16 protein-coding genes and 7 pseudogenes are annotated in these 16,347 nt (G+C 43.3%); 5 read left to right on the forward strand and 18 right to left on the reverse strand.

Features of this window, described 5'->3' with window-relative positions; genetic code table 11:
* Positions 1 to 71 precede the first annotated feature (71 nt).
* Entirely contained in the window at positions 72 to 491 is a 420-nt protein-coding gene (locus C7E02_RS15415) for a nuclear transport factor 2 family protein (protein WP_105310056.1), read from the forward strand.
* A 71-nt stretch (positions 492 to 562) separates the two neighbouring features.
* Here the strand turns inward: C7E02_RS15415 and C7E02_RS15420 are convergent.
* The 6 genes and pseudogenes from C7E02_RS15420 to C7E02_RS19925 all read right to left on the reverse strand — a co-directional run bounded on the left by C7E02_RS15420 (position 563) and on the right by C7E02_RS19925 (position 4,468).
* Positions 563 to 767 (reverse strand): annotated as a pseudogene (locus C7E02_RS15420) (transposon-transfer assisting family protein).
* Between the two features lie 3 nt (positions 768 to 770).
* Positions 771 to 2,636 (reverse strand): annotated as a pseudogene (locus C7E02_RS15425) (LPD25 domain-containing protein); the annotation flags it as partial.
* Between the two features lie 138 nt (positions 2,637 to 2,774).
* Positions 2,775 to 3,014: a hypothetical protein gene (locus C7E02_RS15430; protein ID WP_203226977.1), complete on the reverse strand. Its 240-nt coding sequence runs from the start codon at positions 3,012 to 3,014 to the stop codon at positions 2,775 to 2,777.
* A gap of 40 nt (positions 3,015 to 3,054) precedes the next feature.
* On the reverse strand, positions 3,055 to 3,756 hold the full coding sequence (locus tag C7E02_RS15435) for a transglutaminase-like domain-containing protein (RefSeq protein WP_015527132.1): 702 nt from the start codon (positions 3,754 to 3,756) through the stop codon (positions 3,055 to 3,057).
* A pseudogene (locus C7E02_RS15440) lies at positions 3,746 to 3,934 on the reverse strand (class I SAM-dependent methyltransferase); the annotation flags it as partial. The gene C7E02_RS15435 and the pseudogene C7E02_RS15440, both read right to left, overlap by 11 nt.
* A gap of 240 nt (positions 3,935 to 4,174) precedes the next feature.
* A complete protein-coding gene (locus C7E02_RS19925) occupies positions 4,175 to 4,468 on the reverse strand; it encodes a hypothetical protein (protein ID WP_242978933.1) in 294 nt (97 codons plus the stop codon).
* A gap of 738 nt (positions 4,469 to 5,206) precedes the next feature.
* On the opposite strand from C7E02_RS19925, the gene C7E02_RS15455 reads away from it, so the two are divergent.
* Together C7E02_RS15455 and C7E02_RS15460 are read left to right on the forward strand one after the other, a co-directional pair.
* Positions 5,207 to 5,470: a type II toxin-antitoxin system prevent-host-death family antitoxin gene (locus tag C7E02_RS15455; protein ID WP_029731090.1), complete on the forward strand. Its 264-nt coding sequence runs from the start codon at positions 5,207 to 5,209 to the stop codon at positions 5,468 to 5,470.
* On the forward strand, positions 5,467 to 5,799 hold the full coding sequence (locus C7E02_RS15460) for a type II toxin-antitoxin system RelE/ParE family toxin (protein WP_105310058.1): 333 nt from the start codon (positions 5,467 to 5,469) through the stop codon (positions 5,797 to 5,799). The genes C7E02_RS15455 and C7E02_RS15460 overlap by 4 nt, the downstream gene beginning before the upstream one ends.
* 72 nt (positions 5,800 to 5,871) lie before the next feature.
* Here the strand turns inward: C7E02_RS15460 and C7E02_RS15465 are convergent.
* The 11 genes and pseudogenes from C7E02_RS15465 to C7E02_RS15505 form a co-directional block, all read right to left on the reverse strand.
* Positions 5,872 to 6,042 (reverse strand): annotated as a pseudogene (locus C7E02_RS15465) (IS110 family transposase); the annotation flags it as partial.
* 51 nt (positions 6,043 to 6,093) lie between these two features.
* Positions 6,094 to 6,431, reverse strand: a pseudogene (locus C7E02_RS15470) (type II toxin-antitoxin system RelE/ParE family toxin).
* A complete protein-coding gene (locus C7E02_RS15475) occupies positions 6,428 to 6,736 on the reverse strand; it encodes a type II toxin-antitoxin system RelB/DinJ family antitoxin (RefSeq protein WP_005339370.1) in 309 nt (102 codons plus the stop codon). The pseudogene C7E02_RS15470 and the gene C7E02_RS15475 overlap by 4 nt, the downstream one beginning before the upstream one ends.
* A gap of 158 nt (positions 6,737 to 6,894) precedes the next feature.
* Positions 6,895 to 7,035, reverse strand: coding sequence for a hypothetical protein (locus C7E02_RS19260; protein ID WP_158683064.1), 141 nt, complete (start codon positions 7,033 to 7,035; stop codon positions 6,895 to 6,897).
* A gap of 5 nt (positions 7,036 to 7,040) precedes the next feature.
* Positions 7,041 to 8,119: pseudogene (locus C7E02_RS15480) on the reverse strand (HD-GYP domain-containing protein); the annotation flags it as partial.
* On the reverse strand, positions 8,094 to 8,831 hold the full coding sequence (locus C7E02_RS15485) for a ParM/StbA family protein (RefSeq protein ID WP_105310059.1): 738 nt from the start codon (positions 8,829 to 8,831) through the stop codon (positions 8,094 to 8,096). The gene C7E02_RS15485 and the pseudogene C7E02_RS15480, both read right to left, overlap by 26 nt.
* Before the next feature lie 118 nt (positions 8,832 to 8,949).
* Positions 8,950 to 10,374 carry an ABC transporter ATP-binding protein gene (locus tag C7E02_RS15490; RefSeq protein ID WP_330406838.1) on the reverse strand — a complete coding sequence of 475 codons (1,425 nt, stop codon included), beginning with the start codon at positions 10,372 to 10,374 and terminating at the stop codon, positions 8,950 to 8,952.
* Positions 10,359 to 10,688, reverse strand: coding sequence for a hypothetical protein (locus C7E02_RS20725; protein WP_330406839.1), 330 nt, complete (start codon positions 10,686 to 10,688; stop codon positions 10,359 to 10,361). Before C7E02_RS20725 ends, C7E02_RS15490 begins: the two co-directional genes overlap by 16 nt.
* Positions 10,685 to 12,199 carry an ABC transporter ATP-binding protein gene (locus C7E02_RS15495; protein WP_105310060.1) on the reverse strand — a complete coding sequence of 505 codons (1,515 nt, stop codon included), beginning with the start codon at positions 12,197 to 12,199 and terminating at the stop codon, positions 10,685 to 10,687. The genes C7E02_RS20725 and C7E02_RS15495 overlap by 4 nt, the downstream gene beginning before the upstream one ends.
* A gap of 5 nt (positions 12,200 to 12,204) precedes the next feature.
* Positions 12,205 to 12,942, reverse strand: coding sequence for an energy-coupling factor transporter transmembrane component T (locus tag C7E02_RS15500; protein ID WP_105310061.1), 738 nt, complete (start codon positions 12,940 to 12,942; stop codon positions 12,205 to 12,207).
* Positions 12,942 to 13,523: an MptD family putative ECF transporter S component gene (locus C7E02_RS15505; RefSeq protein ID WP_105310062.1), complete on the reverse strand. Its 582-nt coding sequence runs from the start codon at positions 13,521 to 13,523 to the stop codon at positions 12,942 to 12,944. The genes C7E02_RS15500 and C7E02_RS15505 overlap by 1 nt, the downstream gene beginning before the upstream one ends.
* A gap of 225 nt (positions 13,524 to 13,748) precedes the next feature.
* On the opposite strand from C7E02_RS15505, the gene C7E02_RS15510 reads away from it, so the two are divergent.
* Positions 13,749 to 14,714: a helix-turn-helix domain-containing protein gene (locus C7E02_RS15510; protein ID WP_105310063.1), complete on the forward strand. Its 966-nt coding sequence runs from the start codon at positions 13,749 to 13,751 to the stop codon at positions 14,712 to 14,714.
* A 252-nt stretch (positions 14,715 to 14,966) separates the two neighbouring features.
* On the opposite strand, the gene C7E02_RS15515 is transcribed toward C7E02_RS15510, so the two are convergent.
* Positions 14,967 to 15,989, reverse strand: coding sequence for an SDR family oxidoreductase (locus tag C7E02_RS15515; protein WP_105310064.1), 1,023 nt, complete (start codon positions 15,987 to 15,989; stop codon positions 14,967 to 14,969).
* A 128-nt stretch (positions 15,990 to 16,117) separates the two neighbouring features.
* Between C7E02_RS15515 and C7E02_RS15520 the strand changes: the two are divergent.
* Positions 16,118 to 16,330 (forward strand): annotated as a pseudogene (locus C7E02_RS15520) (relaxase/mobilization nuclease); the annotation flags it as partial.
* Positions 16,331 to 16,347: the final 17 nt, after the last annotated feature.

Below are 16,347 nucleotides of genomic sequence, written 5' to 3' on the forward strand. Positions count from 1 at the left end.
AATTTTGGCATGGACACTGATTTTGTGCAGTGCTATAATTTGAGTTAATAAACGAGATCGGGGGATTATCCATGAATGAAAGAGAAAAGATTATCCGGCGTTGGTTTGATATGTGGTTGGAGCAACAGGATTTTGGAATAGATGAAATTTTTACAGAGGATGTTCTATATACAGAAAGTTGGAGTCCCCAATATTGCAATCGAAAAACTGTGAAGCACTGGTTTCAGGAATGGAATACCCGTGGCAAAGTCGTTGCTTGGGAAATTAAACAATTCTTCCACAAGGAAAATCAGACAATCGTTGAGTGGTATTTCAAAAATGAAATGGACAATGGGAGCATAGAAGAATTTGACGGAATCTCTTTGATTGAGTGGACAGACGAGAACAAAATTAAGTCATTAAAAGAATTTGGGTGCAATCTGAATCATTATAATCCCTATGAGCATAGTGATATGCCCCAGTTTAGAAATGAAAAGGCAAACTGGTTTTGATTTGTGTTTTGTTGCAAAAAAAGAAGCGCCAGGAGCAGAGGCTTTGACAGCCCCCGCGCCCGGCGTTTTGCTTATTCGTCTGTGAAGTGGAACCGCTGCGCCGCAAAGTCGGCGTCGCTCATGGCGTCCAGCTTATCGGCGGTCTGGCAGCCAGCGCAGCGCCGCCATTTCCTTGTCCATGTTCGGCAAAGCTGCCCGGAGATTTGCCGCCGTCCTTCGGCGGTCGGCATTGTGGTACAGACAGATCAGGTTTTCTTCTTCCACGGTGAAATACATTCCTCATACCTCCATTTCTTTTGATTTTTCCCGCGCCGGGGGCCTCTTTTTCTGTTCCTCCTTGGCGGCGGCAAGCTGCGCCCGGATGGATGTTTTCTTTTGTTTCTGCGTTGTCTTTCGGGTCTGCTTGGGCTTTTTGGCCTCCGCCTTGGCTGCCTCGGCCACATCCAAAAGGGAAATCTGCTCCCCGGCTTTTTCCCTCGCTTCCAGTTCCTCCATAGACGGGGCGTTGTTCATCATGCCGTCGATCATGTTGTAATTCTGCTCGGTGGACATTTCCGCCGTCTTGATATGACTTTCTGGCTGGGCGAGGATGGCAAAGGCCCTTGTGCCGTTTGCCATAATCAGATACCTGCCGTCCTCCGACTGGTGGTGGAATCCATACCCGGCGGCCTCCATCTGTTCCCGGCTCCTGTCGGTCAGATAGAAACGGCCCCGTGGCGTCTGGATTTGTTCGCCGGTCATGCACTCGTCCGGTGTGAGCTGCTTTTCCGGCTGGGCGAAGAACTCCGGCACCTGCCGGTAATCGGCCCCCTCGTCCACATAGTAGGCGGTCTGTTTCCCATCCTGCCGAAATACCACAATATCCCCCATTGAGAGGGAATGTCCCTTGTAATCGGCGGGATGTTCCATGTTGAAGCGGCGGTAAATCTCATCCAGCGGCGCAGTGTAGATAAGCTGGTAATTCTTCCTGTCCACCGAAAGCCCGTCCGCCTGCAATTCCTCATAGGAACGGTAGCGGAAGTCGCGCCCCTCCGGGCCGGGCGGTACTTGGTAGATGGAAAAGTTGGGCTGCGCTGGTGCTTCATAATCAGAGGCAACATATTCCTCCACTGTCAGCCCGGCAGCGGCGGCCTCCTGTTCTAGCTCTGCCTCAATCTGTTTTTTGTAGTCCTGCAAGCTCTGGTCGAAGTCGGCAAGCTGCGGCGGCTCCGGCAAGTTGTACTGGCCCTGATTGAGAAGCGGGCGGCACTCCTTTACATAGTCCAAAACCGCGTTGAAATAAGCGGTCTGTTCCGGCGTCAGGGTTTCCCCGGATCGCAGGGGACGCCGGGCCTCCTGCTCCATAGCGGCCAGATTGCAATGCAGCTCCATATACGGGATGAACTCATGCAGCAGCATATCCCGCTGGGCCTTGTCCGCCTCCCATGCCTCCGGCCCCTCATGGTGCAGCACATGGTTTTTCCAGCTTTCATCCTGTGCGTAGTATTCGTGATAGCCCCGGATATGCTGGATCAGGGAACCGTCCCCGTCGCCAAAGTCCTGCCGCCCCTCGTAGCTGTCCGGCTGGCCCTGCATGGTAAAATCAATGCGGAACTTGGTCTTGTCGTACCAATGGCCCGTATAGCCCGGCTGCTCCCGGTCATGGCGTCTGGCGCTGTCCAGCTCCTTGAAAACGGCCTCGGCTTCATGCAGCGGCATTTGCTGGTCGTCTTTCAAATGGGGGCTTTCACTCCAAAGGATCGTGACAACCGGCTCCGCTGCCGGATTCTGCGCGATCTGCCGCTGGGCGTTGGCAACGGCAATCTCACTTTCGATCTCGCTTTTCACAAAGGAATCCATCTGGCCCTTTTTCAGCTCATAGCCCTGTTCACACAGGCGGTTGATAAGCCCGATCATCTTGTCGGTATCGCCCACGGCCTCGGCATAGGCCACAATCAACTGCCGTTCCTAGCTGCCCAAACGCGGGGCGTTTTTCTCTGCCAGCTCAATTAGGGCGGCGGCCCGGTCAGCCGGGGACGCCTCCGGCATGAACGGCTTTCCATTCAAAAGGCCGTCGATCCCGTTCCACGCCTGCGGCTGGGGAATGGCGTTGGCCTGTTCAGCGGCTTCCAGAAAACCGTCCAGCCCGCCACCGGTCAGGGGTTCCTTCTTTTTTATTATAAACCTTTTGTAAAGAGAAAAAAGCATGCAGTAAATCACTACACACTCTCATCATTCATCCCACTTATCTATTCTTATTATCTGTTGTTTTCCTTTTGTCTCAATCACTTATAAAAAGTTGCTCTACATTTTCAGAGAAATCCATTTGTTTTCCGTAAATACAGCAGTTCCAACCGGAACATCAAGAAGCTTTCCTGAAAAGTCATCAGGAACATATGATAAAACTTTTCGTGCTATATCATTATCATCAGTGCCACTCCAAAATAACTTAATATACAGTTTGCTGAAAATATTTCTTTGCGTAAGAACATCGTCATATATATTTTTTGATGTTTCATAAGCATTTTGTATTTTGTCTGCCATATTACCCTCCAAATTTAATTTTCATTCTAAAAGCTTAAAACTATCGTTCTCTAATCTTCCTGACATTACGATTCATGAGGTGTCTTCCAATATGTCTATAAGCAAATGCTTTAAAGGCTGAAATTTCTTGATGATGTTCCTTCAACAGTTCATCTGGACAATCATAAACACCAAAATCCTGATTGATTCCCTCGCTCTGAATATAAGTATTGTTCCTATCAAACTCAATAATGAGATTTCTGAAATCCTTGACTGCTACTCCATAACCGCAAAATGCACCTGTACATTCCGAATTTTGTTCCTGTAACTTCTTTATGTAGGTTTTATCCAAAATGAAAGCTTCCAGTTCGTACCACTGATTTTCGAAATTAATTTCTACCCAGCTATGGAAAATACTTTTTGGAGCATTACGGTAAACAAACCCGGTCATGGCCCCTTTCTGCAATCTTTTATCAATCGTAAAACCATGTACTCTGCATGGAATATTGCAGGCACGTAAAAGTGCCATAAATAAAGTTCCTTTTGTATTACATTGTCCATAACCATCTGCAAGTACTTTTGAAGCTGAAATTCCGTCATCAATATTATATCCAAATAAAACATCATCTCTTACATAGTTGTAGATTGCCTTAATCCTTTCAAATTCACCCATTTCCTTCCATTTCATATTTTGAATAAGTTTTTGAATTGCCGGATTAGAAAAATCAACCATTCGTGTTTCCCTAAGATACTTATCTTTCATTTCCTATCGCCTTTCCCATAGATTTTCTCACAACACAATGCATTCGCATACCTTTACGAATTTCAAATTTTTCTACTTTTAATCCTGCTTTTTTGCAACATTTTATGACCACATCTCTTGTTGGCACTTGGACATCTCCATGTCCGCATATATTTGCTAACGGCATTTTCTTTATATTTTTGCTGTCAACCTGCTCTCCATTCAACTTGCGTTCTTTTAAATCCAGCCACGCTTTCGCCTTAAATGGTATCAGGCAATCCATATTTTCCTCTCATATCTGAAATCACATCATCCGCATTTCGGTAATTTCCCTTTTTTCTTCATTATAATGCTATTTCATTGCTAATTCAATACAATTGTATTGATATTTCACTTATTTCGATGCACTTATCTAAGATAGTGGGTATGGAATCTTGGATTACAATTGAGGCAAGTACAATACAAATTCTGTATCTTCCGACATCACCAGTCGGTGTGCCAGATATTTTTCGACATCAAACGCATTATTCTTGTTGAAATCGGCAAGCTCTTTGTACCGTTTGTGCTTTGTGATGTCATATTTGTTGCTTAAAAACGGCCGGACTCCTCGAAGCTGTCTGTTTCCAATATATGCTGTATGAAAATCATAACTCCCTGCAATATAAACAGGCAAAGAATCCTGATGATTCCATGTTTCATATTTTATAGAAATCCCGAATACGCTTGTGAACATATTTCTCGTTCTCCTTTTAACTCATTTTCTTTCGTTTTAACTTTTGCAATGTTAAGAGTCAAGTTTTTGAGTTATTTTGATTTTTCTAAAATTCTTTTCTCTCACACCCTGTATTTTCCTCCTCCATCTTTTGTATATGTAAGAGGGTTCGTAGATTAGAGCAAGATCCACCCAGGTATTACCGTATCGACATTTTATGGCTACGGCATACCTCCGGGTAAGTCTCTTGTTGAGGATTCTGATTCCCCATACCCTCGTACAGACATCAAAGATATCTGTAGGCTCTCTATCAAAGATAGTTCGAATATTGGGAGAGATAAAAGCAGACATGATTTTAAAAAATTATGAAAAAATTTTATTCCTCTACCTACTGTAATAAGGAACGGGGATCTGGCGATGTACGCCTGCCACTGCTTTTTCATCTGTTTCTCCATTTCGGAGCAACAAAAAAATAGCCGAACATCAAGAATATGCGGGATCTGGTTATCCCATCATTCTCAATGCCCGGCTATTTGGTAACTCATATCGGTTCCGTGGCTCGGTACAAAGCTCAGTTATTCAGTTGTCTGCTCAATCTGTATTGATTTTAAATTTTCTAAACTTGATACTTACTTTCTTTAAAGAAAGATCAATCTCATTGACATATTAAGGTTTAATTCTGCCAACACTTATAGCAAACCCATTGACTTCATAACAAAATTTATGTATAATTTTGTTATCAGATAAGGAGGTGCTTTTATGCCGATAATCAAATCAAGTGCTGATTTAAGGAATAATTACAATGAAATTTCTACATTTTGTCATAATTATCCAGAACCAGTTTTCATTACGAAGAATGGAAAAGGAGACCTTGCAGTTATGAGCATTGAAGCCTACGAAAATCTTGCCAGCCGATTTGAGCTTTACAGCCAAATCAAGGACGGAATGGACGATATTGCATCAGGCAACACCCGACCTTTCTCTGAAGCTATGGCAGATATCAGGAGTCGCCGCACACGATGAGTTATCAGCTTCATATCACATCCACCGCAGAGCATGATATTATGCGTGCTGTGGATTACATCGAATTTACCCTAAAAAATCCACAAGCTGCTGACAATCTGTTAGATGCTGTCACAAAGCAGATAGGAACATTATCAGATTTTCCTCAAAAGTTCCGTCTTGTCGATGATCCTGTTTTAGCCAGTTGGGAAATTCGTTTTGTAATCATCAATAATTACCTTGCCTTTTATACTATTGATGAAGAAAAGCAGACCGTTATTGTAGTCCGTTTTCTCTATCAAAAAAGTAACTGGTGTTCCATTCTTCGACAGGGATTTCCCCTGGTTTAAGGAATCTGTTTTTGCAGATTCCTTTTCTATAAACTGTTCCTCCGATTTCTTTGTAATATTGTCATAATGTCAATATTCTTCCACAAAATCCCCCAGCTTATCTTTCCCATTTGTTTCATTCCACCCTTTCAGTAGCGTTTTAATCCCTGGCATCGTATAGTCCAAAAGATGAATCAGTTCCAACACACTTTCCACTCGCATCCGCATATAATGGCGGTACTGTCGACCTAAAAGCTTTAGTTCTAACCTATTTTTCATAGACTAACTGCTCGTGTTTTTGTTCCATATTCTGTTTTAATTTACTGAAACATCTTCTGTTTGACTTAACTGTTTATGAACATCACGTCCACCATACATAATTCGCACTACATATACTATTTCAGTTTCATCATCTGTTTTGTAAAATACCAGATAATTCCCCACTGGAAAGAATCAAAGTCCTCTGCTGTGCCACGATTCTTCCTCATAGAGCCGATTTCTGTTCGCATAGTATCCAGCTTCCGAATTGCCGTCATAATCCGCTCTGTCTGTCCTGCAGCATTCTCCGAAGCTAACAGTTCCTCTGAAATATATCTGAAAATATTTCGCAGATCTTTCTTTGCTCCTGCTGTATACATCACTTTATATTTCATATACCAAATTCCTGTTTCATTTCTGCTTCAACTTCATCTGCTGAATACACTCTGCCAGCCTTAATATCTTCCATGCCTTTTTCTATTTCTGCATTGAACTGTTCCTTTGTCAGAGAGCCATATGCAACAGGCTCCTCATAAGCTGGAAGTTTCATCTCAAAAGGAATTCCTCTCTGGAGTACAATCTGTCTCAGAAACATTCCTACTGCATTGGACATTGGAATTCCAAGTCGATCCAGCACCTGCTCTGCCTGTTCTTTCACTTCAGGCTCAACACGTGCAAATACATTTGCTGTTCTTGCCATAGATATCGCCTCCCTCTTTTTTCTTCATTATATCTTGTTTGATTGCAAGTTGCAAGCGTTTCGCAATCTGTTTTTGTAATTTCATATACCGGAAGACGGCAGGTGGCAGATAGGGTATCTATAAAAATCTGTATTTGCTTCAATGACTCTGCCACCTGTCATTCTTTTAATCGAATACTATTCTCCTGCTTTTCATTTACTTGGTACTCTTCCTGTGCAAAAAGCTGTAGACAAGTCTGATAGTTGATTCCTGTTTCTTTCGCCTGTTTCTTTAATCTTGTGAGCACAGATGCACCCATATCTTTTATACATCTTTCTTCATAGGCGACCACAGCGTATGTAATTTCAGTTTGTACATCTGACTGTCATTTTCCACTATTGCTTTTATCTGCACAGAAATTTCTTTATTTTGCACAGATGTCTGACGCAACAAAACACGAATATATTGAACATCTTCTTCAATTACTCCAAATTCTTTAAACAGATCAAATTCCGGATTCTTTCTCTGACATAATATCTTATGTGTTCCGTTTAGTATAGTTAACTGACCTGAAATCGTATTGTAATCAATCGAACCCAATCCACTGTTTGATTTGAAGAAATCTATCTTTTCCTGCATGACCTTGACAACACTCTGTGAATAGTTTTGATTCGGCAGGGATTTATCATTGAATATTTCATTCGAAAGTCTCTGTATTTCATGAGAATATTTATTATCGTCCATCTCTTTATTAAGCATTTTTGAAAGCTGAATACTCAGTTCTTTCAGACACTTAAGAAGGATGGGATTAAATTGTCCACATTGTCCGTCCAGGATCATTTGAATCGCTGTATCATGATCAAAAGCTTTCTTATAGCATCTTTCACTTGTAAGTGCATCATAAACATCAACAATCGATACCACCTGTGCGGAGATTGGTATTTCTTCACCTTTCAATCCATCCGGATAACCCTTTCCATCCCATCTTTCATGATGCCACCTGCAGATTTCCCATGCGGTATGTACCAGTGGATGATCTTGTGGAAAATCCATGTCCTTAATTATAGCTGCGCCAAGCTCACTATGGGGTTTCATAATCTTAAATTCTTCATCGGTAAGTCTGCCTGGTTTATTCAATATTTCTTCCGGAATACGAATCTTACCAATATCATGAAGGGAAGAAGCAGTTGTAATCAAAGCAATATCTGCCTCTGTCAAAGGATAAGCCTCTGTTACTTTTACCAGTTGTCTAGCATCATCTCCGTTGCTGTTTTAATATGCAGGATGTGTTCTCTGCTCTCGCTGTTACGGGATCCCAATATATTACTCATAATCCGGATCATGATATTATTATTTTCTTCTTTTTCGTAAACCTAATCATAAACCACATTGATTCGCTTCTTGCAGTACTGCGCGAACTACTTTCTCCTCATAGAATCCTTTTTTCCCTTGTATAATACTGTCAATATCCGCTTCTTCCAGCAACACATCATAATCCGCACGCATCCGAGCTGTAATCCGGTTGTAAAGACTAATGATTCCCGTTTCCATAGAGTCGCAGATCTCCATATCCTCAATTCCGGAACGGAACATCAGATAATCTGTTGTAAATCCACCAATGTCCACACCTACTACTTTAGGGTAAGAACGTATCTCCCGGTGCTGCAGCATAATCGCCGCATAATCCTGGGGAAATGCCATAACATCTGTGATAATTACATGATATTCTTTTTTCTTATAATTAAATTGAAGCATTTCTCCAGTTCCCCGGAAAAACGTCTCATATTTATCATAGAGTTCCGCAAAATGCTTCGGTGGCAGTCCTATTGGCATTTGAACTTGGATTAAATCACCTTTTTCGATATTTGGGTTTAATTCCAGTTCCTTTGCTATTCCTAAAAGTGTCAATAAGAAAAATCTTTGATCGGCAGTCTTATCTCTCTGATATGGAATTCTCTGGTTACTCGGCACATAAAATTTTCCGTTATACTCCAAATAATCAATTCCCCTGCCTGGGCTAATATCACTTTCGCTGATTCCAGTCGTAAATACTGTATGAACCGTTTTGATATTTCTGTTCCCATGGTCGATTGCAATTCTGATTCGTTTTATCATATAGAATCTCTCCTTTTTTCTTTTCTACTTATTACATACGTTTTCTGTACGTGAAACGCAAAATAATAAGTAGAAAATCATAAAAAGACCTTCTATATTATTATAGGTAAGTTCTCCTTTACTGAACCAGCTTCCAGCCGATGGCCTCCTGTCTGGCCGATACAAAATCGGCATACAGGCCCTTTTGCTGGATCAGCTCCGCATGAGTGCCGCGCTGGACGATATGAGTGTTGTCCAGTACAAGGATCTGATCGGCGTTGCGGACGGTTTTCAGACGGTGGGCAATCATGATGATGGTCTTGTCATGGGTCAATGCCTCGATAGCCCGCTGCAATTCATCCTCATTCTCCGGGTCAACGCTGCTTGTTGCCTCGTCCAAAATGATGATAGGTGCGTCCTTCAGCATGGCGCGGGCGATGGCAATCCGCTGGCGTTCACCGCCGGAAAGATGGGAACCGGCGCTGCCGACAACCGTATCATAGCCATTATCCAGCTTGCGGATAAAGGCGTCGCAGCCGCTTTGTTTGGCTGCCTGCTCCACCTCTTCGTCCGTGGCACTGGGTCTTCCCATGCGGATATTCTCCCGGATACTGCGGTTAAACAGGTAGTTGTCCTGAGATACATAGGAAATCTGGTCTGCAATTTCAGACAGCGGCATATCCTTCAGCTCATGGCCGCCGAGGGTAATGCTGCCGGATGTAACATCCCAATACCCGGCAATCAGCTTCGCCACCGTAGACTTGCCGGAGCCGGACGGCCCTACAAGGGCGGTCATGGTTCCGGGGTGGATGGCGAGATTCACATCATGCAAAACCTCTGTTGTCCCGTCATAGGAAAACGACACAGACCTAAGAGAAATGCCGGTATCTTCCAGCTTGATCGGCGTTTCTTTATGGTTCAGTTCTTCGGCGTTCAGAAGCTGGCTGATTTCTTCCACATTTGTCCCCAGTACAGCCAAATCGTCCGTAAAGGTAAAGGCCTCAATAATCGGCCCAATCAGCCCCAGCGAGAAAATCACAATGGATAGGAAGGTGGAAAGCTCCAGACTGCCGGAGAGCCAGAATGCAAAACCGCAGGGCAGCACGCAAATCAGCACTGAGGGCAGGATGGCGTTGTAGGCGCTCATGGTTTTCTGGTTTTCCCGCATCCAGTCCACATAGTAGTTGGCGTTATAATTCACCGCGTCAGAATATTTTTTGTAGGAACCGGCGGATTGGCTGAACGCCTTTACCACCTCAATCCCGCCGATGTACTCTACAATGGCGTTTGCCATCTGCTTTCCCGCTTTAACCGCGCCCTCCCATTTGACGGGATAATTCTTCATACCGGCGGACATGACAGCAAGGCCCACCACCAACGTAACAAGGGACAGGAGTGCCATGCGCCAGTCCAAAAAGAACAGGTACACGGCGATTACAAGCGGCACCAGCACATTTGCGGTCATTTCCGGGATCAGGTGTGCGAAGGTCGATTCCATGCCTTCAACCCGGTCAACAATCGTCGTTTTGTACTGGCCGGACGGAGTATCTAAAATCGTCCCCATCGGGACGCGGGCCAGCTTTGCGGTGATATTCTCTCGCAGATCGCGGCCGTGTGGGAAATCGTTGTAGAAAGACTGGAAAACAGCACTTTCCCGAAGTAGCCGCACAATGCAATAATGCCAGCGGTCACATAGCGGGAAAAATTCTGTTCCCCAGACAACATCATTGTGACAATATGCGCCACGCAGAAATAGGGCACCATCTGGCAGGCCACGCCTAATACTGCAAGGATAATACTGCCGATGAATTTTCCATGATAAAGTTTGCCCCATCCCCATAAGACGCCTATGGGCGACTCTTTCTTTTTCTCCTTCATTCTGTGGACACCTCCTTCTTCATATCACTCAGGAAAAACTTTAGCAGGCGTTCTCGGCCATCGCTATCCTCTATAGAATAACTTTCCTGAATTTGCCCGTTTTCTAAGTGAAGGACATAATTGCAGCAGCGTAGAATAAATTCCGGGTCATGTGTTACCACAAGTGCGGTTCTTCCGGCATTTGCCACTTGATTAACAACATTGGCAACCTGCCTCATGTGAAACAGGTCAAGACCGCTGGTCGGTTCATCGAATAAAATCAGAGGCCGCCCCGAAGCAATCGCAGAGGCAACCGCCACACGCTGCTTTTGGCCGCCGGACAGCCCCATCGGGTGGCAGTCCTCAAAGGAAAGCAAGTCCATCTCCTGCAAGATTTCTCTTGCCTTCTGTTTATCCTCGGTTCTCATACTGAGCAGAATTTCATCCAGAACACTTTCGGTAAAGAGCTGGTGGTTTACATCCTGCATGACCATATAGCAGAGTTTCAATCGTTCTTTTCTGGAATAGTTCTTGCTTTGATCCTGCACCGTTCCCTTAAAGTGCTTTTCCAACCCGCATAGACACCGGGCAAATGTGGATTTTCCAGCACCATTATGTCCGATGATGGCCGTGGCGCTGCCGGATGGGAAAGAGGTTTCCGTTATATGCAAGGTTTCCGGCTCATGCTTATAGGCGAAAGATACATTCTTTATCGTCCAAACCGCCTCATTCGTTCTCTGCGGCGGGCCTTCAACTTCTGAAAGCCCCGCAAGGTCAAGAGGGCGCAATCCCATATCATCGCGCTGTCTTGCCGACAGGCCGCAAAATTCCTCTGCTGTATAATCACCTTCGATTTCTCCATCTTTCAGGTACAGGACACGGTCAAAGAGGCCGGACAGATAATACAGCCGATGTTCAGAGATGATGATGGTCTTTCCCTGCGATTTCAAAGTAAAGAGTAGCTGTCGAAAATCAGCGATAGCGTATGCGTCAAGGTTGGATGATGGCTCATCCAGCACATAAATATCCGGGTCAATCGCCGCTGCCGATCCGCAGGCGATTTTTTGCTTTTCACCGCCGGACAAAGAAAAAATACTTCTATCAAGCAGCGGCTCCAACTTTAGCTGTGCAGCTACACGCTTTACACGGTCACGCACAAGATCTTCCGCTATGCCGTGATTCTCTGGACCGAAAGCCAGTTCGCTGGTCGTGTCCACATTGAAAAACTGAGAACGCGGATTTTGAAATACAGAACCGACTTTCAGAGAAATATCAAACAGTGACAGGTCACGGGTATCCTTTCCATCCAGATAGACGGAGCCGGTATAAGTCCCCTCATGATAATGGGGGATCAAGCCGTTAAACAACCGGGTCATGGTTGTTTTCCCACAGCCGGAAGTCCCGCAGAGCAGGACAAAAGAACCTTCCTCAATAGTGCAGGAAATATGTTTCAAAGCGCCACCGGCCTGCCTCTCACTGTCGGGAAGGGTACTGGCAGGATAAGAAAAGGACACATCTTGACATTCAATCATTTCCTTCACCCCCTTGCGGCAAGCACATAGATTTGCGCTGCAAATGCTCCCAGACAGATCAGCAGGAAAATAACATCCTGCACATGAAAACCCAGCTTACAGATATTCGTCCGTTTTACCGGGCCTCCCAATCCCCGCGTAAGGGCTGCCTGGGACAGTTCCTCTCCGATTTTGACGGAGCAGATCATCATGGGGACAATCCGATACTCTAAAATCGCACCGACTTTTCCACCACCAAAGCGGACGCCGCGCATCCACATGGCGTCCCCAATAGCGCTCCATTCTTCCGCAACCGTGGGAAAGAAGCGAAACATCACAGACATAGGAATGGTGATCTGCTGTGGCAGGTGGAGCCGTTCCATCGCCGCAACAAATTCGCTGACCGTGGTTGTCGTTACCACGAAATATCCCATGACCACGCTGGGGGTGAACCTCAGCAGAATGCCAACAATGGCTACTGCAATGTAGTTTGCTACGCCGGTCAGTCGTGACAGACCGAACATTTCCAGGCACAGACTGCCTCCCAAAATCAGGATATAGAGAACAGCGCCTTTCCATTTTCTGGCCGCTGACAAAAGTAACAGCGGGATCGCCGCCAACACGATGATGTAATACTGCATGATACCTTCATACGAACCGCCTAAAATAAAGACAGCTATGGTAATCAGTACCGCCAGTTTTGTCCGGGGGTCTAATAAAATTCCACTATTGTTTTTTTGACTTGTAAGAAGTTCGCGGCTCATTACACAATTCCCGCCCGCTCAAAGTGCTTTTTGAAAATCTTCCGTCCAATCAGGCCGCCGACAAGACCACTGACGAAAGCAGCAATAAGCAGTACCGGCAAAATCCAGTCGGGCATATAAGCCATGAGCGTGTCGGCATATTCCTGACCGTAGCCGGGGAGCAGGTTCTGGTAGTAAGCGTCACGCGTCACAACGATGGGAATAAAGGCGCCGATTACCCACATGGAAAAAACGCCGTGAATCAACACTTCGCGCTTGGCATTTTTGTAGTCACAGGCTTTCATCATAAAATCGGAAATCAGCCCGAAGATCACCCCGGTAGGGATGCACCACCAGCCCATGCCGGTCAGCAGCATAATGATACCCAGCAGCACTCCGCAGATGGTAAGCATACCGAATTTCTTAATTTGGGAGAAGAACAACATCATCGGAATACCGCCGACAAGCGGCACGATCACGCTGATAAGCGGAATAAAGATCGGGATAAAACCGATAGACGCCGCTGCGAAAATGACGATAAAGTAAATTGCCGTAAAAATACCGATGTTGATTAAGTCCTTTCCTTGCAATTTGTTGTTCATTGCGAAACCTCCTAACATGATTACTTTCATCTTTATTAGTTCTTGCTAACTAACCCTAATGATAGCATACATTCAGCTGTGCTTCTATGCATATATCGGTATTTTAAGCCCGTATAGCAAGGAGTTTTTTCGCTCTGCCAGAATATCCATTGACCGGGAGTTTTCTCGCAGGTATAATAATATCAGCGATTTTGCGTGATGAAAGGGGCAAAGCAGTTGCGTAACATGATATACAACATTTTAGAAAACAGCGATGCTGTTTCTGGTGTGACCTTGAAAAACAGTCCAAATAGCAGCACATTGCTTTTGGATCGGGCGGATGGCAAGGGACGCATGACATTCCATACGCTCTTTCCGGGGCTGACTTTGGCTTTTATTTTTGTAAACGCTCCCGTATGGCCGGAGTCGGATGAAAATTCAAATCTAAAGCCTTTGCTGATTAACTATTGCGTTTCGGGCAGAAGTGAATTGCTTCTGGATGACGGCTCCTACATTTACCTGAAGGAAAATGATTTTTGTGTCAGTAAGCAGACCGCACAGAAAGAATATATCTTTCCCACACGGCAATATCAGGGCATAAAAATATACTTTGACCTGCCACTTCTTTTACAGTCCTGCGGTGAACTTTTGAAATCTTTTTCACTTGACCTCTCTACGCTGGAAGAAAATTATTGTGGCAACCATAAGACATATATCAACGGAGCGGACAGTGAGATGGAAAATATATTTCAAAAACTCTGGAGGCTATCTGAAAAGCCCTCTGCCTTCCATTTGCAAATCTATACGCTTGAACTTCTCCACCGGCTTTTTAACATGGAAATCCGGCCTCCGAAAACCTGCGGCTTCTACACGGAAACGCAGGTTGAAATTGCAAAAAGGGCAGCGCAAATTCTCTCTGATAATCTTCGCCAGCACATTCCTATACGGCAGATTGCAGAACGCTTTTCGGTCAGTGAAACCAGTCTGAAAAACTATTTTAGAGGCGTATATGGACAGAATATATCCACTTGGCTGCGAGAAATCCGTATGACCGAAGCCGCAAGGCTTCTTTCGGACACAAAGCGTCCGATTGCCGAAATATCCGAACAGGTCGGCTATTCTAATCAAGGAAAATTTGCAGCTGTATTTAAAAAACAGCTTGGATTATCCCCCTTAGAATATCGACGATTCAAAAATTTGGAAAAATACTAAAGCCGAGATAGATTAATACTCTCGGCTTTACTCATTTCACATTCTTTATACAAAATTATCCCTCTAAAAGTTTATTATCATTTGCGTACCTATATTTGTCATTGCACAATGTCAAAGTTTCTTAATTTCTTTATAGGCTGACATAAATTCTTTTTTTCCAACAGGTGCCCATTTAAAACCCAGTTTTTCTAAAATGTATACTGTTTTATCAACTTTGATCTTCCTAGTATTTCTACCAATGTCCTGAACAATTTAGCATTCAAAAACTAATTGTTTGATCCACTCCTTCTCTCCATTTTCTTCACATTCTTGTACTAAATTTAAAATATCTCGAATCATTAGTCCATGAGGATTTATAACATGATAAACTTCATTCAGGTGCCCCTTTATTAAAACCAGTTTAATTACAGCTTCACTGATTTTATCTATACATGAAATATCCATTTTTCGTCTTATATCTGCTGGTATTATCCCTAATTTATAAAGATTTCTATAATAAATATACGCCGTACTCTCATTAATATTTCTCTGATATTTGCCAGTTTTGGAATCAAATAAAATTCCGCTCATACGATATATATTACTCTGGATTCCTCTTTTTCTTGCTTCAAACAACAGCCTTTCTGCTTTTTCTTTTGATAAAAAGTATTGATTTGTTAATCCCTCTTCTGTAATATCATCATATTCAGTAAAAATCGTTCTTTCTTGATTCATTTTTGTTCCATATATAATCCCTATTGTTGACATATGATGAATATCTTTCTTTCTACCTTTTTCCGCAAAATCTATCAAATTTTTAATGATTTCAATAGTAACTGCTTCAAATTCCGAATTTTCTCCCATATGTTTCACTAAAGCCGCAGAATTTATTATAGCATCTATAACACCTGTTAGATTAGCATATGTGTTTTCTGACAATCCAAATTTATTTTTTGTTAAATCCCCTGTCAAAAATTCTATTCGTTGAAAATTTGCTTTATAGCTATCTTTTTCAAAATAATACCGATATTGCTGATAGATTCTACTTTGAGCTTGTTCTACAGATTCAGCTCTTACAATAAGGGTAATATTTGCCGTACTCTTCAGTAATAATTGATTCAAAAGATAAAGCCCCAAAAAACCAGTTGATCCTAATAATAATATATTTTCGTATTTACTATTCATTTCTTCTACGTCATTAATTTGAAGATATTTTTTTCTATACTCTGCTTGTTCTTGTACATCTGTTTTCTGCAATTCTTCAAAACTGAATGTCTGCAAAAATTCTTTTTTCATTGTATCGGTATCTTCGGTTAGACTGGTCGCAATATTTCTGATTGTTGGATTAGCAAAAAATTTTGGAATATCAACTTGGAATTTTTCACTTAGTTTTCCGATACAAGCATCGTTCCACTGATAAATTCATGAACACATTTAAAAAAACTGTCATGGATCGGTGCCAACAGGAAGGACTTCACCAGATAGATCTTCTTGCTCCGGATGAGAGAAAAATTACTCGGAAAGAGTATATGGCACAGAAACACGGCCAGCAAAAACTGGATGAGATCAATCAGAAAATTATTGAAGATGGTCTCAAACCAACATCCACCGTGTTCCTTACACAGAAAGAATATTTGTGAAATGCCTTTTTCTG

Source organism: Dorea sp. Marseille-P4042 (assembly GCF_900290215.1).
Lineage (GTDB): Bacteria > Bacillota > Clostridia > Lachnospirales > Lachnospiraceae > Dorea > Dorea formicigenerans.